The organism is Oceanobacillus zhaokaii, assembly GCF_003352005.1.
Classification (GTDB): Bacteria; Bacillota; Bacilli; order Bacillales; family Amphibacillaceae; genus Oceanobacillus; species Oceanobacillus zhaokaii.
The window spans coordinates 2,650,167-2,670,407 of sequence record NZ_CP024848.1 but is presented as its reverse complement, the minus strand read 5'-3'; the positions used below and the strand labels follow the sequence as shown (position 1 = coordinate 2,670,407).

The 20,241-nt window shown below is 36.9% G+C and carries 21 protein-coding genes and 1 riboswitch; of the genes, 13 read left to right on the top strand and 8 right to left on the bottom strand.

The features are described from left to right. The first annotated feature begins 9 nt into the window (after positions 1-9). The 4 genes from sufD (at position 10) to sufB (ending at position 4,432) form a co-directional block, all read left to right on the top strand. Positions 10-1,320, top strand: a complete 1,311-nt coding sequence (gene sufD, locus CUC15_RS13525; protein ID WP_114917164.1) for a Fe-S cluster assembly protein SufD — start codon at positions 10-12, stop codon at positions 1,318-1,320. Next, positions 1,320-2,543: a cysteine desulfurase gene (locus tag CUC15_RS13520; RefSeq protein WP_114917163.1), complete on the top strand. Its 1,224-nt coding sequence runs from the start codon at positions 1,320-1,322 to the stop codon at positions 2,541-2,543. The genes sufD and CUC15_RS13520 overlap by 1 nt, the downstream gene beginning before the upstream one ends. After that, on the top strand, positions 2,530-2,964 hold the full coding sequence (gene sufU, locus CUC15_RS13515) for a Fe-S cluster assembly sulfur transfer protein SufU (RefSeq protein ID WP_114917162.1): 435 nt from the start codon (positions 2,530-2,532) through the stop codon (positions 2,962-2,964). Before CUC15_RS13520 ends, sufU begins: the two co-directional genes overlap by 14 nt. A 70-nt stretch (positions 2,965-3,034) precedes the next feature. Further along, a complete protein-coding gene (gene sufB / locus CUC15_RS13510; protein WP_114917161.1) occupies positions 3,035-4,432 on the top strand; it encodes a Fe-S cluster assembly protein SufB in 1,398 nt (465 codons plus the stop codon). A 164-nt stretch (positions 4,433-4,596) separates the two neighbouring features. On the opposite strand, the gene CUC15_RS13505 is transcribed toward sufB, so the two are convergent. The 3 genes from CUC15_RS13505 to CUC15_RS20860 form a co-directional block, all read right to left on the bottom strand. After that, positions 4,597-5,487 (bottom strand): LysR family transcriptional regulator, encoded by an 891-nt coding sequence (locus CUC15_RS13505; RefSeq protein ID WP_114917160.1) that lies wholly within the window; start codon positions 5,485-5,487, stop codon positions 4,597-4,599. Positions 5,488-5,620: 133 nt separating this feature from the next. Next, positions 5,621-6,508: a sulfite exporter TauE/SafE family protein gene (locus tag CUC15_RS13500; protein WP_114917159.1), complete on the bottom strand. Its 888-nt coding sequence runs from the start codon at positions 6,506-6,508 to the stop codon at positions 5,621-5,623. 526 nt (positions 6,509-7,034) lie between these two features. Further along, a complete protein-coding gene (locus CUC15_RS20860; RefSeq protein ID WP_162800321.1) occupies positions 7,035-7,340 on the bottom strand; it encodes a Gmad2 immunoglobulin-like domain-containing protein in 306 nt (101 codons plus the stop codon). A gap of 452 nt (positions 7,341-7,792) precedes the next feature. Here CUC15_RS20860 and CUC15_RS13490 point away from each other — a divergent pair, with 452 nt between their 5' ends. Next, positions 7,793-8,521 carry a gamma-glutamyl-gamma-aminobutyrate hydrolase family protein gene (locus tag CUC15_RS13490; RefSeq protein ID WP_162800320.1) on the top strand — a complete coding sequence of 243 codons (729 nt, stop codon included), beginning with the start codon at positions 7,793-7,795 and terminating at the stop codon, positions 8,519-8,521. A 212-nt stretch (positions 8,522-8,733) separates the two neighbouring features. On the opposite strand, the gene CUC15_RS13485 is transcribed toward CUC15_RS13490, so the two are convergent. Next, on the bottom strand, positions 8,734-9,276 hold the full coding sequence (locus CUC15_RS13485; protein ID WP_114917156.1) for an NADPH-dependent FMN reductase: 543 nt from the start codon (positions 9,274-9,276) through the stop codon (positions 8,734-8,736). A 319-nt stretch (positions 9,277-9,595) separates the two neighbouring features. Between CUC15_RS13485 and CUC15_RS13480 the strand changes: the two genes are divergently transcribed. The 5 genes from CUC15_RS13480 (at position 9,596) to CUC15_RS13460 (ending at position 15,071) form a co-directional block, all read left to right on the top strand. Next, on the top strand, positions 9,596-10,414 hold the full coding sequence (locus CUC15_RS13480) for a sulfite exporter TauE/SafE family protein (protein ID WP_114917155.1): 819 nt from the start codon (positions 9,596-9,598) through the stop codon (positions 10,412-10,414). A 12-nt stretch (positions 10,415-10,426) separates the two neighbouring features. Beyond that, positions 10,427-11,827 carry a bifunctional metallophosphatase/5'-nucleotidase gene (locus CUC15_RS13475; RefSeq protein ID WP_114917154.1) on the top strand — a complete coding sequence of 467 codons (1,401 nt, stop codon included), beginning with the start codon at positions 10,427-10,429 and terminating at the stop codon, positions 11,825-11,827. Positions 11,828-11,910: 83 nt separating this feature from the next. Next, entirely contained in the window at positions 11,911-12,219 is a 309-nt protein-coding gene (locus CUC15_RS13470) for a YunC family protein (protein ID WP_114917153.1), read from the top strand. 142 nt (positions 12,220-12,361) lie between these two features. Then, positions 12,362-13,147: a sporulation protein YunB gene (gene yunB / locus CUC15_RS13465; RefSeq protein WP_114917152.1), complete on the top strand. Its 786-nt coding sequence runs from the start codon at positions 12,362-12,364 to the stop codon at positions 13,145-13,147. Between the two features lie 43 nt (positions 13,148-13,190). Further along, positions 13,191-13,368: riboswitch (Lysine riboswitch) on the top strand. 146 nt (positions 13,369-13,514) lie between these two features. Further along, on the top strand, positions 13,515-15,071 hold the full coding sequence (locus CUC15_RS13460) for a Na+/H+ antiporter NhaC family protein (RefSeq protein ID WP_114917151.1): 1,557 nt from the start codon (positions 13,515-13,517) through the stop codon (positions 15,069-15,071). A 59-nt stretch (positions 15,072-15,130) separates the two neighbouring features. Here the strand turns inward: CUC15_RS13460 and CUC15_RS13455 are convergent, their stop codons facing one another. Next, positions 15,131-16,051 carry a M23 family metallopeptidase gene (locus tag CUC15_RS13455; protein ID WP_114918459.1) on the bottom strand — a complete coding sequence of 307 codons (921 nt, stop codon included), beginning with the start codon at positions 16,049-16,051 and terminating at the stop codon, positions 15,131-15,133. Between the two features lie 177 nt (positions 16,052-16,228). Here CUC15_RS13455 and CUC15_RS13450 point away from each other — a divergent pair, with 177 nt between their 5' ends. Continuing rightward, positions 16,229-16,504 carry a YutD family protein gene (locus tag CUC15_RS13450; RefSeq protein WP_114917150.1) on the top strand — a complete coding sequence of 92 codons (276 nt, stop codon included), beginning with the start codon at positions 16,229-16,231 and terminating at the stop codon, positions 16,502-16,504. A gap of 38 nt (positions 16,505-16,542) precedes the next feature. Here the strand turns inward: CUC15_RS13450 and CUC15_RS20100 are convergent, their stop codons facing one another. After that, positions 16,543-16,683 (bottom strand): hypothetical protein, encoded by a 141-nt coding sequence (locus CUC15_RS20100; RefSeq protein WP_162800318.1) that lies wholly within the window; start codon positions 16,681-16,683, stop codon positions 16,543-16,545. A gap of 77 nt (positions 16,684-16,760) precedes the next feature. After that, on the bottom strand, positions 16,761-18,188 hold the full coding sequence (locus tag CUC15_RS13445) for an amidase (protein ID WP_114917149.1): 1,428 nt from the start codon (positions 18,186-18,188) through the stop codon (positions 16,761-16,763). Positions 18,189-18,340: 152 nt separating this feature from the next. Here CUC15_RS13445 and CUC15_RS13440 point away from each other — a divergent pair, with 152 nt between their 5' ends. Together CUC15_RS13440 and CUC15_RS13435 are read left to right on the top strand one after the other, a co-directional pair. Then, the gene (locus CUC15_RS13440) at positions 18,341-18,781 is read left to right on the top strand and encodes a DUF86 domain-containing protein (protein ID WP_114917148.1); all 441 of its coding nucleotides are present in this window, start codon (positions 18,341-18,343) and stop codon (positions 18,779-18,781) included. Between the two features lie 33 nt (positions 18,782-18,814). Then, the gene (locus CUC15_RS13435; protein WP_114917147.1) at positions 18,815-19,585 is read left to right on the top strand and encodes a TIGR01457 family HAD-type hydrolase; all 771 of its coding nucleotides are present in this window, start codon (positions 18,815-18,817) and stop codon (positions 19,583-19,585) included. 136 nt (positions 19,586-19,721) lie between these two features. Here the strand turns inward: CUC15_RS13435 and CUC15_RS13430 are convergent, their stop codons facing one another. Next, positions 19,722-20,216, bottom strand: a complete 495-nt coding sequence (locus CUC15_RS13430; RefSeq protein WP_114917146.1) for a phosphatidylglycerophosphatase A family protein — start codon at positions 20,214-20,216, stop codon at positions 19,722-19,724. Positions 20,217-20,241: the final 25 nt, after the last annotated feature.

The window sequence follows — 20,241 nt, the reverse complement described above, 5'->3', positions numbered from 1 at the left end:
AGGGGTAATATGACTGTCGGAACGAAGCTTCCTTATGATAAAGAATATATCGAGCAATTTTCTAAAGATAGAAATGAACCAGAATGGGTAAAAACATTGCGTCTTCAAGCGCTTGAACAAGCAGAAGTATTAGAAATGCCAAAGCCTGATAAAACAAAAATTACAAGATGGAATTTCAGTAATTTTAAACATGAATATACAAAAGGCGAAGCAATTACTTCTATTAACGATTTACCAAAAGAAATTCAGGAATATTTTGATGAAGAAAACATCCCCGAAAACTTGTTAATTCAACGTAATCATTCTGTTGCATACGCGACATTGAGCAAAGAATTACAAGAAAAAGGTGTTGTGTTTACTGATATTTTCACTGCACTAGCTAACCATAGTGAATTAGTTGAAAAATATTTCATGAGAGATGCTGTGTCAGTGGATCAAAATAAGCTAACGGCATTGCATGCTGCTTTATTCAATGGTGGTGCTTTCTTATATGTTCCTAAGAATGTGCAGATAGAGGATCCACTTCAAGTTATTTTCTGGCAAGAAGACCCGGAATTAGCTTTAGTGAACCATGTTATCGTTGTTGCAGATGAAAATAGTAAACTAACATATGTAGAAAACTACATTTCAAATAATGAAGAACAAGAAACTGTAGCAAACATTATTACAGAAGTGATTGCATTGGATAATGCTTCTATTTCATTTGGTGCAGTAGATAATTTCGCAGCTGGAACTACGTCATATGTGAATCGACGTGGGGTAGCTTACCGAAACGCATCAATCGATTGGGCACTTGGCCAAATGAATGAAGGAAATACTGTATCAGAAAATATTACACATCTAATCGGTGACGGTTCTACATCAAAAGCAAATGCAGTATCCGTTGGTCGTGGAAAACAAATCCAAAACTTTACAGCGAGCATTGATCAGCATGGTAAGGCTACAGATGGATTTATTTTACAGCGTGGTGTAATGAAAGAAAAAGCAACCATGATCTTTAATGCAATTGGTAAAATTGAGCATGGCGGTACGAAGGCAAACTCTGAACAAGAATCACGAGTGTTGATGCTTAGCCCAGATGCACGTGGTGATGCGAACCCAATTCTCTTAATTGAAGAGGACGATGTAACAGCAGGACATGCGGCATCTGTTGGACGAGTTGATCCGATGCAGATGTACTACCTTAAAAGTCGTGGTTTAACAACAGAAGAAGCAGAACGTCTAATTATTCACGGCTTCTTAGCACCAGTAGTGGATCAATTACCAATTGAATCGGTTAAGAATCAATTGAAACAGGTAATTGAAAGGAAAGTATACTAATGGATATAAATGCCATTCGTCAAATGTTCCCTATCTTAGATCAGGAAGTGAATGGACATCCGCTAGTATATCTTGATTCCTCAGCGACATCACAGAAGCCAATTCAAGTTATAGAGGCGGTTAATGATTATTACCGCCAAGATAATTCGAATGTTCATCGTGGTGTTCATACGCTAGGGACAAGAGCTACTGATAAATATGAGGGTGCACGAGAAAAAGTTCGCCAATTTATTAATGCAAACAGTGCGGCTGAAGTTATATTTACTCGTGGTACAACCACATCGATTAATACAGTGGCATATGGCTATGCTCGAGCAAATTTAGTTGCTGGTGATGAAATTGTCATTACACCAATGGAGCATCATAGTAATATTATTCCCTGGCAGCAAGCGGCAAAAGCTACAGGAGCAACATTGAAATATATCCCATTGCAAAAAGATGGTACGATTTCTCTTGTCGATGTGAAAGAGACAATTACAGATAAAACAAAGATTGTTGCTATTACGCATATGTCAAACGTATTAGGAACAATTAATCCTGTTAAGGAAATTGCAGAAATTGCGCATGCGAAAGGTGCGGTCATCTTAATCGATGGTGCACAAGGAGCACCACATATGGCAGTGAATGTGCAGGAATTGAATTGTGATTTCTATGCATTCTCTGGACATAAGATGTGTGCACCAACTGGAATCGGAGTATTATATGGAAAAAGGGAATTGCTCGAAGAAATGGAGCCAGTTGAATTTGGTGGCGAAATGATTGATTTCGTTAATTTATATGATTCAACTTGGAAAGAGCTTCCCTGGAAGTTCGAAGCTGGTACTCCAATCATAGCTGGAGCTATTGGGCTTGGTGCTGCAATCGACTTTTTAAATCAAGTTGGTATGGATAATATTCTGGAGCATGATAAGAAATTAGCTCATTATGCGATGGAGCAATTAAGTGAACTTGAGGGTGTAACCATTTACGGACCAGAGCATCGCGGGGCACTCGTTACATTTAATCTAGATGATGTACATCCACATGATACTGCAACAGTACTGGATGCAGAAGGTATAGCAGTACGGGCAGGCCATCATTGTGCACAGCCATTAATGAAATGGCTCAATGTAACGGCAACAGCTAGGGCAAGCTTTTATTTATACAATACAGAAGAAGATATTGATCGTTTAGTTGCTGGACTCTTGAAAACAAAGGAGTATTTTGGGAATGTCTTTAAATAACCTTGATCAGCTATATAGAACAGTAATCATGGATCATTATAAAAATCCTAGAAATCGTGGCGTCGTTGCTGGTGATGCAGTAACGATTGACATGAATAACCCTACTTGTGGTGACCGGATTCAATTGCAATTGCAAGTGGAAGATGGCATTGTCAAGGATGCGAAGTTTGATGGAGAAGGCTGCTCAATCAGTATGTCGTCTGCATCAATGATGACGCAAGCGGTAAAAGGGAAAAAAGTTAATGAAGCATTAACGATGTCACATCAATTCTCAGATATGATGCTTGGTAAAGAGCTGGATACGGATGAATTGGATTTTGGTGATATTGAGGCATTACAGGGTGTATCAAAGTTTCCGGCACGAATAAAATGCGCAACACTGGCATGGAAGGCAATGGAAAAAGGTGTTCGTGAGGAATAGGGTAAGATAATCGGAAGAAGAACGGGGTATCGTTCGCTTCAGATGTAAATACCTAAGGGAGGTTTTATTAATGGCAAAGAATGTACCAGAAATAGAAGAATATCAGTATGGGTTTCGTGACCGTGATGTTTCCGTCTTTCGTACAGAAAGAGGGCTGACTCGTAAAGTAGTGGAAGAAATTTCCAAAATGAAAAATGAACCTCAATGGATGTTGGATTATCGCTTGAAATCATTACAGCATTTCTACGACCGACCAATGCCACAATGGGGTGGAGACCTTGAAGGATTAGATTTCGATGAAATTGTATACTATGTAAAACCATCGGAAAGACAAGGGAAAACTTGGGATGAAGTACCAGATGAAATCAAACAAACATTTGATAAATTAGGTATACCTGAAGCCGAGCAAAAATATTTAGCTGGTGTTTCAGCACAATATGAATCGGAAGTAGTTTACCATAGTCTTAAAGAAGACCTCGAAGAAATGGGAATCATCTTTTTGGATACAGATACTGCATTACAAGAGCATGAAGAACTTGTTAAAGAATACTTCGGAACCGTTATTCCGTATTCAGATAATAAATTCTCTGCATTAAACTCGGCTGTCTGGTCTGGCGGTTCATTCATTTATATACCAAAAGGTGTGAAGGCAACTTCACCACTTCAAGCATATTTCCGAATTAACTCAGAAAACATGGGACAGTTCGAGAGAACCCTAATTATTGTTGATGAGGGTGCATCTGTCCATTATGTTGAAGGCTGTACGGCACCAGTTTATACTACAAACTCACTTCATAGTGCGGTTGTAGAAATCATTGTTAAGAAAGATGGCTATTGCCGTTATACAACGATTCAAAACTGGGCAAACAACGTGTATAATCTAGTAACAAAACGTGCGGTAGTTGATGCAAATGGTACGATGGAATGGATTGATGGAAACATTGGTTCTAAACTTACAATGAAATACCCGGCCATTCATTTAAGAGGTGAAGGTGCACGTGGAAACACAATTTCAATCGCGATAGCTGGGCGCGGACAAGTGCAAGATGCAGGAGCTAAGATGTATCATTTAGCACCAAACACATCTTCATCGATTGTTTCCAAATCGTTCTCCAAGCAAGGTGGAAAGGTTTCATATCGTGGATTAGTACATTTCGGACGTAAAGCTGATGGATCTCGCTCTAATATCGAGTGTGATACACTGATTCTAGATAATGAATCAACATCGGATACAATTCCATATAATGAAATTTACAATGATAATATTTCTTTGGAGCATGAAGCGAAAGTTTCTAAAGTATCAGAAGAGCAATTATTCTACTTGATGAGTAGAGGTTTATCTGAACAAGAAGCTACAGAAATGATTGTAATGGGCTTCATTGAACCATTTACAAAAGAACTTCCAATGGAATACGCAGTTGAAATGAATCGACTGATTAAGTTTGAAATGGAAGGCTCTATTGGATAACATACACAAAACCCTTGCCAATGTTTTTGGCAAGGGTTTAATATTAGATTATTTTATAGGTATAACGAATAATGGACCATACAATAATAGTAGCCGAAGAAGCTGATATTGTATGGTCCATTTATTACCTTCCTTAAAATTTAATGCAGTAATTAGAGACTTTCTCAACCATCCGTAGATAAAATAAAATTTTTAAATTTTTCTACATTGTCCCTGCTAAACCTTGTTGGTTTTAGTACTAACCATAAATCTCTATCTAATTTAAAATCCTGAATTTTTACCTCACAAAGCTCATTGTGTTTTAATTCTTTTGCGACCGTGATTCTTGGTAAAATACTAATTCCTAATCCAGCTTCAACGGCACTCTTAATGGCTTGAGTACTTCCTAACTCCATATAGCTCTCGATTTTGTCAAGGACGCCATATCTCTCAAGCGCCTTTTCGATAATCACCCGTGTTCCTGATGTAGACTCGCGCCAAATCAGATGTTCCTTAATTAAATCTTGAAGTTCAATATTCATGCGCTGTTTCCAAGGGTGATTATATGGACAAATAAAGATTAATTCATCGTCCGCAAATTTTATTGTTTGGAAGCTATTATTATCAACAGCCCCTTCTACGAGAGCGATATCAATTACATCATTTTCGAGCTTCTCTAATATGGAGGGGGTGTTACCAATATTTAATAAAAGATTCATATTAGGGTATTCCGTTTTAAATTTCCCTAATAACTCAGGGAGGAGGTACTCTCCAATGGTTAGGGAAGCTCCTAAGCTAAGTTTCTGCTCATTGTTTCCTATAACTTGTTGAACGGTTTCTTTGGAACGGGAAAATTCCTTTACAATTTCCTTTGCATAAGGATAGAGAGCATGACCTGCTTCTGTTAACTTTAATTTCCCATTTATACGATCAAATAATAATGTTCCATATATATTTTCCATCTGATGAATCTGTTTTGTCACAGCTGGTTGCGAGACATTGTTTAACCGCGCTGCTTGACTGATACTACCTTCTTCAATTACTAAGCAAAACATTTTTAAGCTGTCAATATTCATAGAATCATCCTTTTTTAGCAGATCCAATGATTATTATAGCAGATTAGGGTTGAAGCATTTGAAAGTCAAGAAATCCAGTAATAATAAATTTGATTCATTACACTTGCTTTTGATAAAGAATCGAGCATCCTATTTAAGAATCCTTTTGTTTTTCTTGAACTTTGGTTCTTTTAATCTTGACCACTGAATAGGTAATTGCTAGTACCCAAACAATGAAAATGACACTATAAAAAATTGGATATAATGCTTCATTTTCAACCCAAGTAGTAAGGATTGTTCTTGCATTGGTTAATATAATAAATCCACCGACAAGTACACCCATTAATTGTGCTGGGAATATTCGAACTAACCACGCTGCGATTGGTGCAGCAATTACACCGCCAATCATTAGGGCGATAACCCATGGCCAAATTACTGCATTCCATCCAAGGGAGATGAAGAATCCTAAAGTTGCTGAAACTGCAATTGCAAATTCACTTGTATCAACGGTTCCGACTACCTTTCGTGCACTCATTCCTTTTTTCGCTAAAAGTATAGGTGTAGAAATTGGACCCCAGCCTCCCCCGCCAGTTGCGTCAAAGAATCCTGCAATTAAGCCCAGTGGAACGGATTGTTTAGTGGACAATCGGCTCTCTTTCTTCTCTTCACTAGCATTGTAAATAAAAAGAAAACGAATTAATACATAAGCACCAAGCAGTAATAAAAATAATGATACATAAGGTTTAGCGAGATCACCTGGTAAATTACTTAAAAATGTAGCGCCGAGGAAAGCCCCAATGGACCCTGGAATGATTAATCGATAAACCATCTTTTTATCTACATTTCCAAATTTAATGTGAGATGCACCAGATGCAGCAGTTGTAACAACTTCCGATAAGTGAACCGAAGCAGATGCAATTGCTGGGCTGATTCCAAAGGTGAGTAATAATGTAGTGGATGTCACCCCGTAAGCCATCCCAAGCGAACCATCAATCAATTGAGCCAAAAATCCGATAAACGAAAATACAAGTAGCTGTCGCATAATTCCCCTCCATCTAAGTTTTAAATCGACTATCAATCCTTCAGGTGAAAACCAATTTAAATAGTTAATAAATTATTTCCATAACTATTTTTTATAAGGCATTCAAATTTTTAATATTTTATTCACAAAACTCTTATCTGTCTCTTATATTTGTGGAGTTTTATAAAATTTACAATAAAATTATCAATAGAGAGCCAGCGGGGAGGGGGTGGAATGAACATTTAGAAGATTTTTATTATGCCCATTCTTTTAATTCTATTGGGATAGTTTTGTGAGCTGAATGGAAATTATCCTTGCTCTAGGGGAAGCTGAGATTGGCTTGCGGTTTAAGACATAAAAAAAGAAATGCACTGGGATTTCGCAAAAGAGGGCTTTTATAGTTTTTAGACCCCAAAACACTAGGTTAAAAGCCTGGTGTTTTGGGGTCTAAAATTAGTCAAACAATTAATGAATTCTTTAATTTGAATTGTTAGTCTTTCGTTCGTATTAATATAGAGGTACTTCTTCTAAAAATAGACTTTTGTTTTCACCAAATCTTGGATACTACCATCTTTAGCCCTTCTAGTGTAAACCCAAAGTTCACCTGTATTTGATGTAGGGGTTCTATCGAATGGTAAAGTATTAGTGAACTCTCCATATACTGGGCCCCCTCAACAGCCTTTGTAGCACGTTCTCCAGAAACTATAATTCCGTTAGCATCTCTTAATTGGTGTAAAACATTAGCTTCAAAAGCTCTTGCTTGATCTTCTATTCTTTGATTATTAACAACTCTTGTTCTTGGGAGAGGAGACCATACTACAATATTTAGAGAGGTTGGTAAAGGAAGAATCAAATGAAATTCTGGCCATCTATTAATAGATTTACTAGATTCTGATAATGTTTTAGATAGAGAGAAACGACCTGAACAGTACTTAAAGAAGTGAAATATAGTACAACATACTGTTATTTAAGGTGGTGCGGATACAATTCAAGGGTCAATTACTATGATGTTAAATGAAAATCGAAAATAGTCAAGTTGTGATGGAAGGTTCAATTGGATGAAGAGTTAAAAAACCTTGATGCATTCATTATGCATCAAGGTTTTTTTTGAATAATTTGGTATGATTTGATTTTGCTGATTTAACTAATTTTACCAACAAAAGACTATAAGTTTATCTATTAAAGATGAAAATATGTTTCATTAATACGTTTTAGTGGAAATTGATATAAATGTACGAAATATGTTTTTAAAGATTTTAAAAGAATAAAACAAATAGAATACAGATAAGGGGTAGGGATTTGAAGATGAATAAACCTATTATTGGAATAACAAGTACAATCCTTGATATAGAGATTAAAGGTGAAGTAAATCCATCTGTTCAAACGAACCATCAATATGTTAAAACAGTGATTGAAATAGGCGGCATACCTATCGTTCTTCCCGTGGCCAATGAAGAAATTGCCAAGGAATATGTTAATATTTGTGATGGCATTATCTTTGCCAGTGGGGAAGATATCAATCCATCCAATTATAATGAATCACCTTTGGAAGAATTACAGAAAACAAATATTGCGAGAGACGAAATGGAGCTGCCCCTCGTAAGGTATGCAGTAGAGAAAAGAATTCCTATTTTGGGTACCTGTCGTGGTCTAGGTGTGATTAATGTTGCACTTGGCGGTTCTATGAAACAGAACATTGAGACAAAAGAAAGTGCTTTTTCCCATAATCAGAAAACCAGCCGTAAATTGCCTAGCCATAAAATAAGTATAAGTGAGGACTGTCATTTAAATCAATTGCTAGGGGTTAATGATGCAATGGTCAACAGTAAGCACCACCAGGCAATCGATGAATTGGCTGATTCGCTTAGAGTAGCTGCTACAGCAGAAGATGGGACGATTGAAGCTGTAGAAGCCAGAGATAAGAATCAATTCATTCTTGGACTGCAATTCCATCCGGAAGAATTGTATGCTGCAGATACCGATATGCTCAACCTGCTTGAGCTTTTCGGTAAAGCATGCAGTAAAGGTAACTAAGTTGTTAGCAAGTATTAAGATAAAGACAAAGTTTATTCATATGCTCTGCGCCTAATATTGAGTTTAAGATGTATTAGTTCTAACGAAACGTCACTTTGATAAGTAATTAAAAACCTCGATGAAACAGAATTTTGCATCGAGGTTTTTTTGCGATAATCTTCCATGTCACGACTGTTCTATTCAATTGCTTAAAATAAGAAAATCAGAAGTTATTATCTATTATTAATCCCTCTTTGCAAATAAATCATTTCCTCAGCAAGTCTTTCAATTCTTTCAGACACTTCTTGATTGATAATTTCATCACTTTCTTCATTAAAGGAATTATTATGGATATAGACATTTCCTGTTGGGATTAAACCTTTAAAATAAGAAAGAACAGGCTTTAGCTGATATTCTGGCACTAGAAAATGTTTGTTAGTCCATCCTGTTGCTATGATTCCTGTTACTTTGTATTTAAAGGCATTTTCAGGAAGAAGGTCTAGAAGATTCTTTAATGCCCCTGAAATAGATGCTTGATAAATTGGTGTGCCAAATACTAGGAAATCAGCGGACATGATTTTTTTCACGACGTTCATGGTATCGTCATTATAAAGAGCTATCGGCTGCCCAACAGAAAATTCAACCTGATACTCCCTTAGATCAATTAATTCCGTAGTTATAGATGGATCTCGACGTTTGGCTGCGATTAAAACATCGTGAACAGCTAATGAAGTCTTTTCACCAGCAAGCGCACCTGATACTCCAACAAGTTTCATTATTACTACCTCACATTATCATTTATAGTAACATTGAATAACGTTATATTCAGCGTTTGTATTATTGTTATCATCAGTAATATTATACGGTTCTTTTGTTCAATTACTAACTCACATCTTCTATTAAAGCTTATCTTATCTTAAAAATTCATTCAACTAAGATGTTTGTATTAGAAAAAACATGAATCAAAGTACTCTCTATTTTTTAGTACAACCTTCGATAAGTCAGAATCCCCAATTCTAAGAAGTTTCAATTTATTGGAATCACGAACAAATAATGCTACTATTATTATAAGAAAATTGATCGAAGGGTTGCTTTTTGGTATTTCTTATTTGTTTATTAATTGGTATGATGACAGCATTTATTGGTGCTGTGGCAGGAATAGGTGGCGGAATTATTCTAGTACCGAGCCTATTTTTCATGCAAAGTATTTCTGAAGCTTTCTCTTGGGCAACACCACAGGCAATTGTTGGTATATCATTGGTTACAATGATATTCACTGGTTTATCCTCTACCCTTGCATATGTAAAGGGCAAACGGATTGACTACCAAACAGGATTGTTGTTTCTAATTGGGAGTATTCCTGGCGGGGTTATTGGATCTTGGCTAAATCAATTTATTAATGCAGATGTGTTTTTGCTTTATTTTGGCATCTTAATGATTGTCATTTCGTTGTTAATGTTTATTAAAAGGGACAGGTCTGCTTTCAAATTGAATCCGGAATCAACTGGGGTGCGATCCTTTACATTACATGGAATAACCTATCATTATCGTATTCCAATACTAAGCGCTATTATTCTTTCCCTCTTTGTAGGGATTTTATCGGGTTTATTTGGTATTGGTGGCGGATCAATTATTGTTCCAGCAATGATCCTTTTATTTAGTGTCCCAGCACATATTGCCACAGCGACCTCAATGTTTATGATTTTCTTTGTTAGTATAGCTGGTTCGGCGACACATCTAGTATTGGGGAATATTACATGGGAGTACGCAATATTCTTTATACCTGGTGCATGGATAGGCGGCAGATTAGGCGCATGGTTAAATCAGCGACTGCCTAGCAAAATACTGGAGTGGATATTACGTATACTGCTAATTATTATCGGTATTCGGATGGTTTTTCAAGGACTTGCATAAGGAGCATGACGAATGGAAGAGAAATTATTTATTTATTATACAAATGATTTTCATAGCAATTTTGAACAATGGCCAAGGGTGGCTGGATTTTTGGAAGAAGCAAAATCGACAAGGGAAACACATGGTGATCAATATTGGATCTTTGACATCGGTGACCATGTTGATCGCGTTCATCCTATATCTGAAGCATCGATGGGCAGAGCAAATATAAAACTTATGAATGAGTTAGGGTATGACCTTGTGACACTTGGTAATAACGAAGGAATTACATTATCACATGATGATCTACATCATCTTTATGATCAAGCAAACTTTGACGTTGTATGCTCGAATCTGCATAGTATGGACCAGCAGGAACCTGATTGGCTAAAACGAAATCGAATAATTGAAACGGATAGTGGTGTGAAAATAGGTGTAATAGGGTTAACCGCTCCATTTAATGACTATTATGATTTATTAAATTGGCATGTTTCTCCTCAATACGAGGCACTGGATAGTTATGTGAAAGTGTTAAAGCAATCAACAGATATTATCATTCTATTATCCCATCTTGGCATTAGTGAGGACCAGGAAATCGCTAGAAGATATGAGGATATTGATCTGATTATCGGCGGGCATACCCATCATCTGCTTCGAACAGGTGAAAATATTAATCAAACATTGATAACTGCAGCAGGGAAGCACAGCCTCTTTATAGGTGAAGTTATTTTGACTTGGGATCATGAAAAGCGGTTTCTTGTGCAGAAAGAAGCTTATGCAACAGATATTACGGAGGTACCTAAGGATTTAATGACGGAGCAAACATTATTCCAGATGCAAATGAAGGCGGACCAACAATTAGGGAAGCCGATAGTACATCTTAAAGAGCCAATTGAAGTAAAGTGGTTCCAGGATACTGCAATTGTGAAGGAATTAACGAATACATTAAAAGACTGGACGATGGCCGATTGTGCAATGTTGAATGCGGGATTGCTTCTCGACCAACTACCAGCAGGAGATATTACATATGGGGATGTGCACCGTATATGTCCACATCCAATCAATCCAGTAGTAGTTGAGCTTCGTGGTAATGAATTATTAGAAGTGATACGAGCGGCATTTACGAAGGATTTCATGGAATTAAAACTAAAAGGATTTGGTTTCCGTGGTGAAGTCATTGGCAGGATGATGTTTTCGGGAATACAGGTTGAAACCGACTTTCATGATAATGGTGAAGAATATGTAGTAGATGCAGTATTTGATGGTGGCATTCCATTTGATATGGAAAAGACATATACTGTTGCAACTGCTGATACCTTTACATTTGGACGATTACTGCCGGAAATTGCAAGATCTGAAACGAAACACTATTTTCTACCTGAATTCTTACGCGACTTATTAGCAGTGACATTAAAGAATAAATTTGCAATGTGAAGCTTGTGAATTCACTTGAGTGACAATCTGCGGGCCTCCTGCATACAGATATAGTGTATCTTGCAAAGGAGGCATTTTTACTCATGATCACGGTGAATCCCCTAGAGGTTGAAGGTATGTTTTTCACAGCGATTACAGTAGAGCTACCAAAAACGAATTTATTAATGATCTCGAATGACATCGGGTATATTATGTGTGCAGCACTGGATGTCGACATCTTTAATGAAATTCCGAAATTAATGGAACGGAAGGTAATCGCTGGTCGAGCAGTTGGCGTAAGAACCATTGAAGAATTATTAAATGCACCATTAGAAAAAATTACAGATGCGTCCAAGTCTTATGGCTGGGAAGTTGGCATGACCGGTAGAGATGCGCTCGTTAACATATCTTAAATTTATTGCCTTCCATATTTGGGAGGCATTTTATTTTTAGTAGAGAATGACTATTGTAATGATCAGTGTTCTAAATGGAAACGGAATTTTAATTCTATCCCTCTTGAAACAAGCATAAGCTTTTTTTAGGGGGGATTGTTTTATGTTTAGACAGCGAAGAAGATTCGGTAAAAAAAGTAGTGGATCGCCTCCAGCCAAAGGGATCTTAGTAATTACAATAATCTTATTCCTGTTCTTTATCATGTTAAGCATCTGGATTATTGATAAAGGAATTCAACCTACCTTAATGGAAATTGCTGAGATGAAGACAGATGAATTTGCCACACGTGCCATTAATTCGGCAGTTCAATTCGCAGAAGATTATAGCTTTGAAGAACTAGTGGAAATTTCGTACGATGAAGCGGGACATCCTGCAGTTTATAGTTATAATCCAGTTATTATGAATGAAATTTACCGCGGTGCGACAGAGAGGGTTGAAGAGTTTTTTCTTTATGTAAATAGGGGTGAACCATATGAATTTGATTATCCATTAGAGGAAATACCTGAATATAGTGGGGCTGTAGATAGTCGGGCAGAGCAGGATCCCACCCTTGTTGAAATACCGTTAGGGCAAGTTACAAGGAACACTGTACTAGCTAATTTAGGACCGAAGATTCCAGTGAACTTAGAAGTAATTGGCAGTGTAAGAACTAATTTTAAACGGGAAACAGAGGACTTTGGGATTAATGGTGCATGGCTCTCCCTTTATTTACAAATAGAGGCCGACGTTCAAATTATTATCCCGTTTACAACCGAAGTACACACGGTAAGTAAAGAAATATATATTGATGGTGGGGCAATCATGAGCAAGGTTCCAGACTTTTATGGTGGAGATGGCGGTGGTCCCTCGATTGCAATTCCAAAAGAAGACTTGAATAATAATGAATAATCTAGTATAGTAATACTGTAAATTGAATATGACCTTATCAGATCGGTGAGGTAGAGGTGCAAGTAATATTAGTAATCAACAGGAGAATGACAACGATGATTGTTGATAAAAGGGTTGCTTGCCGAAGCGTAATAAGAGTCAATCTTATTATTGCTGGTGTATCTTTAAATAAGGGATATACTGTCATGCTTTTACAAAGAGTGTGGGGAACTACTGATCGAAATGGAGGATAACGTATATTGTAGGAACAATGATGGTTATTTTCTGTCATTGTTTTTTTGTGCGCTGTGAAGCTCTATACTTAGTCCAGTTTATTTCATCTAGAATCTCCCTCTATACATCAAGATTATTACGGAGGTAGGAAAAAATGGAAGGTACGATTTATGCACTAATACCAGCACTTATTATGTTAATTCTCGTATTAGTGACAAGAAAGGTTCTTTTATCATTAGGGACAGGAATTATCGTTGGAGCTTTATTTATTCACGATTTTAATATAGTGGAATCAATGAAGGAAGTTTGGCTTGTATTTTATCAAATATTTTTTGTAGATGGCTCGCCTAATTGGGGGAACGTACTATTGTTAGTCTTCCTGTTTTTACTAGGTATTATGACGGCGTTCCTGCAAGCATCTGGCGGGAGCAGAGCGTTTGGTGAGTGGATGATCAAACGAGTAAAAACTCGTGCTGGTGCACAGGTGATGACAGGAATACTTGGCATCATTATTTTCGTTGATGATTATTTCAGCAGTTTATCGATTGGACAAATTGCTCGGCCATTGACAGACCGTCATCGGGTTTCTCGAGCGAAGCTAGCATATTTTATTGATTCAATGGCAGCGCCAATAACGGTATTATCACCAATCTCCAGTTGGGGTGCGTATATTATTGGTATATTAGGTGGTTTATTTGCTGCTAATGGAATAACATCGATGCAGCCTATTGAAGCATTTATCATGATGATTCCACTTAATTTTTATGCAATTATAGCAGTCTTACTTGTATTTATTGTGGCAATCTTTAATTTTAATATTGGTCCAATGCGAACACATGAAGATAGAGCTGTCCAAACCGGAGAGCTATTGGATCCAAACCAAAATAATGTGCCTGGGGATTTAAGTGATGTATTTGAGCCAAATAAAAATGGAAGAGTATATCATTTAATTGTTCCGATTATCATGCTGTTTGTTGCAACAATTGTTGCAATGCTGGTTACAGGAATACAAGCTACAGAAGGAAAAGCAAGCGTAATAACAGCTTTTGCCAATACGAATGTAAATTTATCATTATTTATTGGTGGGTTAATGGCTGTATTAACATCTGCAATCTTTCACTTTTCACAAAAACAGCCACGGGAAAACATTGGGAAAATATTTGTTGAGGGATTAAAGACAATGCTGCCCGCAATTAATATTTTACTATTAGCATGGATGGTCGGTTCAATCATCAGCACACTGGAAATAGGAGCTTATTTAGCAGAGGTCGTAAATAATGCGTCCATTAATGTCAGCTTCATACCTCTCATTTTCTTTGCTGTTACTCTATTGATGTCTCTAGCAACTGGAACCTCATGGGGAACATTTGGTATGATGCTGCCAATCGGTGTTGAAATAATGATGCATACGGATAGCCAATTACTTTTACCTGCTCTAGCAGCTATCCTTTCAGGTTCTGTATTTGGTGATCATTGTTCGCCAATTTCTGATACGACGATACTTTCCGCCACTGGGGCGGGCTCGAACCATATGGACCATGTGTTGACACAGCTTCCATATGCAATTATGGCAGCGATTATTGCAGCAATTGGTTTCTTAGTGATTGGATTTACCAATCAAGTAGTCCTTGCGCTATTCGTTTCGGTCGTGCTACTAGCAATAGCAGTCTTTGTACAGCATTTCTTATTGGCTAGAAAAACTTCAGCATAATATAAACATATTTACAATGGAATGAACCGGTCCCTGTTTATTTGACGGGGACCGGTTCATTAATTTTTCTTCTGTCTTGCCATTCTTTCCCATCTTTTTAAATACGGATAGGGGTCAAATGACCACTCACTATATCCATTATCCTTATACATACCGTAATGCAGATGTGGTGGGAATTTACCCGAGGTACCTGGAGGACCATAACCACTGGAACCAACACTACCGAGAACATCTCCAGGTTTGACCACTTGTCCAACTTTCAGTCCTTCACTATAGCCATTCATATGAGCATAATAGTGATAAATATTGTATATATCACGAATTCCGACGCGCCAACCACCGTACAAGTTCCACCCCATCAATTCAACTACTCCATAGGTAGTAGATTTTATTGGTGCTCCATAACCGGCGAAAATATCTGTTCCTTCATGAATTCGCCGCCCACCGAATCCGCGGCGAGCTCCCCATGTATTTCTATAGCTATAATTATGTTGAAGCGATACAGGAAAATCGCGATCAGTTAAATTGATCGATTGATATGTTTCGAAAACCTTCGCTGTGTTCATTATCGTTTGAACTGTGAGATCTCGCTGATAATGATTCCAAAGGGCGATCTTAATATCATCCTCTGTTTGTCCATATTCTAAAAGTAGATTTGCCGTTGTTTGTAATATATCTTCAGCATTTGTTGGATCGGCTTGTCCATCGCCATTTCCGTCACTTCCACTTCCATTAAAAAGTGAAATAGCTCTTTCATCTATATTAGAGGATGGATTGCCAATTCCGAACCAAATTTCCGATGGTATAGTAATGGAAATTACCTGTTCAGGCTCACTGCTATCTTTAATATTACGTTCATAATTGTCGATAGCAGCAAAATAATACCACGGTATTTGTGTTAATGTTTCAATTTTTTTAAATAATGCCATACGCTGGTCATAAATCGACTCCTCCTCAGCATTAGCCGTTGAAGTAGCCATTATGACCAATAATAAGCATATAAACAGAACCCGTAACAAGTTCAATTCAATCACCTATCTCTTTCATTGTCCTTGTCTATAGTTTGCTGTTTACTTACGAAAATCATGCATCAAATTATTGTTAGTTACTTGAATATATTTATGGTAAACTAATAGCAGTGATAGGGGTGAATGGTTTTGATCGAGTTACATGGAAAACATTATGAAATTGTGGAGAATATTAAGAATGGCTTTCAAGAAACAGCTTTAAAAGAACGTTATTCAGATATATTAGCGAAGTACGATTATATCGTTGGGGACTGGGGTTATGATCAGCTTCGATTAAAAGGGTTTTATCGAGACAGACATCCAAAGGCTGCGATTGATATGCAAATCAATACATTGGATGATTACTTATATGAATACTGCAATTTCGGCTGTGCGTATTTTGTCATAAAGAAGGTTACAAAATAAACAACCATCGTTTCGTTTGGAACGGTGGCTGTTTATTTTCATTTGCTTTTATTGGCAGGATTTCCTTTTTCTTTCTTAGCGGAACCAAATGCACCGTCAGGAAATTCTTCTGGAACGACATTATTTTTATTTGCCACTACATTTTGAAAATCGGTATAGTTCTTTTTCTTTTTTATCATAACAAACATCCTTTCCTTAACGTTTTGAGCATTATAGCTTTTGCAGAATGAGAAATGTTATGATTGTTATTTAGTTATTAATCAAAGTCTTTACATCGGGAATAGCCCTTAAATTTCTTCTCAAGAATTCTTCCTAAGCGAAATAATATATCCTCATTACCGATTGCACTCATTAACTGAATGCTGATAGGCATATTATTTTCATCTATCCCAACAGGAATGGATAGAGCAGGCAATCCCCAAACATTCGCATAGGCAACATACGGCATGACATCTAGAAACGTCTTGCGTAATGAAAATATTTCCTGATAAACCTTGCCATGCTTCAGCGCGCTTGAATGATAGATTGGGAAAATTAAAATTCGATTATGCATATAATCTGTTAATCGAATATCACCTTGCTGAAGAATCTCCTTCACTTCTCGTATTCGTTTCGCTGATGGTTTGAACATCTTTGAAGCGATAATTGCACGGGATAAATTAGGATGAATGGTTGTTCTTTGCGTAAGTTTCTCCCTTAGAAATGCCTTAAAAATATTGGAACGGTCATTGCTGTATGCTTCCTGTTCCAATAATTCACTTCCTCCCATGGAAATGATGTCCTGCCAAATTTGTGCAGTATCATCAAAAAATGGAGGCACTGTTCGTTTCGTTGATACAGATTTCTCCAAAAGGTACTCGATCTCATTCAGAATTTCCTTTGTTGTATCTGATAAAGGATAGCCCATATTACTAGGCAAAATTTCTATTTTAAATGATTGCAAATATTTTGTTCGAATTGGCTTATCTGAAATAATTTGATAGATCCATCGCATATCACGAACTGATTTTCCCATCGGCCCAACGGCAAACATCCTTTCTTGAATAGGATTACTAGGTAAAGGAAAATGTCCTTCTGCTGAAACTTGATTCATTCCAGGTTTAAAACCGACGACACCATTAAAATGCGCAGGAATTCGAATAGATCCACCAATATCAGAGGCGATACCAACCGCGGAACCGCCAACAGCTAATAGAGCTCCTTCACCGCCACTTGAACCACCAGCAGTCTTTGTTACATCCCAAGGATTATTCGTTCTACCATATAATTTATTTTCGGTCTCTTGATTAAAACAAAGGGTAGGAGTATTGGTTTTACCTAAAATTATTGCCCCTTTAGCTTTTAGTCTGGAAATGACTGCAGCATCATCCCTCGAGATTAAATCCTGTCGATGGACTAAACCAGCAGTGGTTTTCATATTTGTAACATGAAATGATTCTTTAACACTAATCGGTACCCCGTGTAATGGTCCGGCATTTTTACCATTGAGACTCACTCGATCCAGCTCATCTGCTTCATTTAAAGCATCGGAAAAGCGCTCTTCCACTAATGCATTAATATGAGGATTCACCTTTTTAATATGATTGATATAAGCTTTAACAGTATCAACACTTGTGAGTTCACCTTGTTTAATTTTTTCAGCAATCTCTGTTGCATCCATATCAATAATTGAATTCGATATCATCTATCATACCTTCTTCGTTTCACAGTATTCTTTAGTTGTATTATTTCCAATCTACAATCCGCATCATGCTTACAATATCATTTTTCCAGTCTGTATCATCTTATTATATATGATATGATATTATTATATAATGTCAATCGGGGGTAATACATATGTATTTCGTAGATCAAAGTAATATTGAAGAAACGCTTTTATATATGGAAAAAATTTTAGACGAGGTATCAAGAAATAATCAATTTGATTCCTTTAAGGAAAAGCTAAGCCTTGAACGAATGATCCATATGTTAATCGAATCAATTATCGATGCTGGAAATATGATGATTGACGGTTTTATAATGCGTGATCCAGGTGGATATGAAGATATTATTGATATTCTTGTTGATGAAAAAGTAATCCCAGCTGAAGAAGAAGCAGACTACAAAACATTCATCCGTTTGCGTAAAGCCCTCATTCACGAGTATCGGACAATTGACCATACAATGTTACGTGATGTGATGTTAGAAAAGAAAGAAACCCTTCAGCAATTTAGTGTACATGTTCGAAGCTATTTAAAGAATGCATTAGAAGTTGCAAATGCATTTTCAAATGAATAAAGCTAAGATTTACTGCAGAAATGAGGACATTAAATGAAGAATTATAAAGGTTATTTAATTGATTTAGATGGAACAATGTACCGTGGCACAGAGCCAATTGAAGCTGCTGCAGACTTTGTCCGTACATTAGCTGAAAAAAACATACCATACTTGTTTGTCACGAACAACTCTTCAAAAACTAGTGTGGATGTGTCGAATAAATTAAATGGAATGGGGATTTTGTGTACACCAAATCAAGTAGTAACGACAAGCTTAGCGACCGCTAACTTCATCAAAAGTAAAAAAGAGGATGCGCGTTGCTATGTAATTGGCGAAGAGGGAATTCTCTCTGCCATTCGAGATAATGGGCTTACTATAACGGATGAGAACCCGGACTACGTTATAGTGGGGATTGATCGAGAAATAAGTTATGAGAAGTATGCGAAAGCAGTGCTTGCTGTTCGAAATGGAGCAACGTTTATTTCAACAAATAGTGATGTTGCTATCCCTACTGAGCGTGGACTTTTGCCGGGAAACGGGGCGCTAACAAGCGTTGTAACTGTAAGTACTGGTGTTGCACCAATTTTCATTGGTAAGCCGGAATCGATTATTATGGAGGAAGCATTAGCCATTTTAGGTTTATCTAAAGAAGAAACATTAATGGTGGGGGACAACTATAATACGGATATTTGTGCAGGTATTAACGCAGGAATTGATACATTAATGGTATTTACTGGTGTAACACCATTTGAAGAATTACCAAATCTAGAAAAGCAGCCAGTCTATCATGTCCACAGTTTACGGGAATGGATTGAGTATGTTTAATTTAGGTTCATAAATATATTAATGTTGGTTTAGTCTTTTCGTTGCGAAAACGCTTTGTAGAATTTATCGACAGCCAAGTTCTTTTAAATAAAACGGAGGAGGAATGAGTTATCATTCTTCCTCCGTTTTATAGTCCTTAACTTTCATTGCTATGTGCAAGTCTACTAGAAGCGGCAGCAGCAATTGCCCCTATAATATCATCTAAGAAAGTATGTACTTCTCCAGTTGATTTATCATTTAGCCGTTTAAGTATGCCTGGTTTTTGTTTATCGATATAGCCATAATTTGTAAATCCGATTGATCCGTATACATTGACAATCGATAATGCAATAACTTCATCTACTCCATATAAGCCCTCATCATTTTCAATTGTCGTTTGTAGTGGCTCTGACAATTGTTTTTTCTCCGCCAGAATATCTAATTGGATTCCTGTTAAAACAGCATTTTGAACTTCGCGCTTTGTTAAAACACGATCAACATTATGAAGACACTCCTCCATCGTTAAATCATCATGGTAGCTTGATTGCAGGTAATAAACAAGTTCCGCGATATTTTCTAATTCCACGCCTCGTTCTTTCAATAGTTCCCTTGCCTTGATTTCCAATGCACTCTTACTTGTATTTTCAGCCATTATTAATCACCTTTTCTCATTTTTA

Coding starts and splice junctions, on each gene's coding strand:
- CUC15_RS13505 (WP_114917160.1), bottom strand. CDS start 5,487: ATGAATATTGACAGCTTAAAAATGTTTTGCTTAGTAATTGAAGAAGGT.
- CUC15_RS13490 (WP_162800320.1), top strand. CDS start 7,793: ATGAATAAACCTATTATTGGAATAACAAGTACAATCCTTGATATAGAG.
- CUC15_RS13445 (WP_114917149.1), bottom strand. CDS start 18,188: ATGATATCGAATTCAATTATTGATATGGATGCAACAGAGATTGCTGAA.
- CUC15_RS13440 (WP_114917148.1), top strand. CDS start 18,341: ATGTATTTCGTAGATCAAAGTAATATTGAAGAAACGCTTTTATATATG.
- CUC15_RS13430 (WP_114917146.1), bottom strand. CDS start 20,216: ATGGCTGAAAATACAAGTAAGAGTGCATTGGAAATCAAGGCAAGGGAA.
- CUC15_RS13485 (WP_114917156.1), bottom strand. CDS start 9,276: ATGAAACTTGTTGGAGTATCAGGTGCGCTTGCTGGTGAAAAGACTTCA.
- CUC15_RS20100 (WP_162800318.1), bottom strand. CDS start 16,683: ATGATAAAAAAGAAAAAGAACTATACCGATTTTCAAAATGTAGTGGCA.
- sufB (WP_114917161.1), top strand. CDS start 3,035: ATGGCAAAGAATGTACCAGAAATAGAAGAATATCAGTATGGGTTTCGT.
- CUC15_RS13460 (WP_114917151.1), top strand. CDS start 13,515: ATGGAAGGTACGATTTATGCACTAATACCAGCACTTATTATGTTAATT.
- CUC15_RS13455 (WP_114918459.1), bottom strand. CDS start 16,051: ATGGCTACTTCAACGGCTAATGCTGAGGAGGAGTCGATTTATGACCAG.
- CUC15_RS13475 (WP_114917154.1), top strand. CDS start 10,427: ATGGAAGAGAAATTATTTATTTATTATACAAATGATTTTCATAGCAAT.
- CUC15_RS13435 (WP_114917147.1), top strand. CDS start 18,815: ATGAAGAATTATAAAGGTTATTTAATTGATTTAGATGGAACAATGTAC.
- sufU (WP_114917162.1), top strand. CDS start 2,530: ATGTCTTTAAATAACCTTGATCAGCTATATAGAACAGTAATCATGGAT.
- sufD (WP_114917164.1), top strand. CDS start 10: ATGACTGTCGGAACGAAGCTTCCTTATGATAAAGAATATATCGAGCAA.
- yunB (WP_114917152.1), top strand. CDS start 12,362: ATGTTTAGACAGCGAAGAAGATTCGGTAAAAAAAGTAGTGGATCGCCT.
- CUC15_RS13520 (WP_114917163.1), top strand. CDS start 1,320: ATGGATATAAATGCCATTCGTCAAATGTTCCCTATCTTAGATCAGGAA.
- CUC15_RS13470 (WP_114917153.1), top strand. CDS start 11,911: ATGATCACGGTGAATCCCCTAGAGGTTGAAGGTATGTTTTTCACAGCG.
- CUC15_RS13500 (WP_114917159.1), bottom strand. CDS start 6,508: ATGCGACAGCTACTTGTATTTTCGTTTATCGGATTTTTGGCTCAATTG.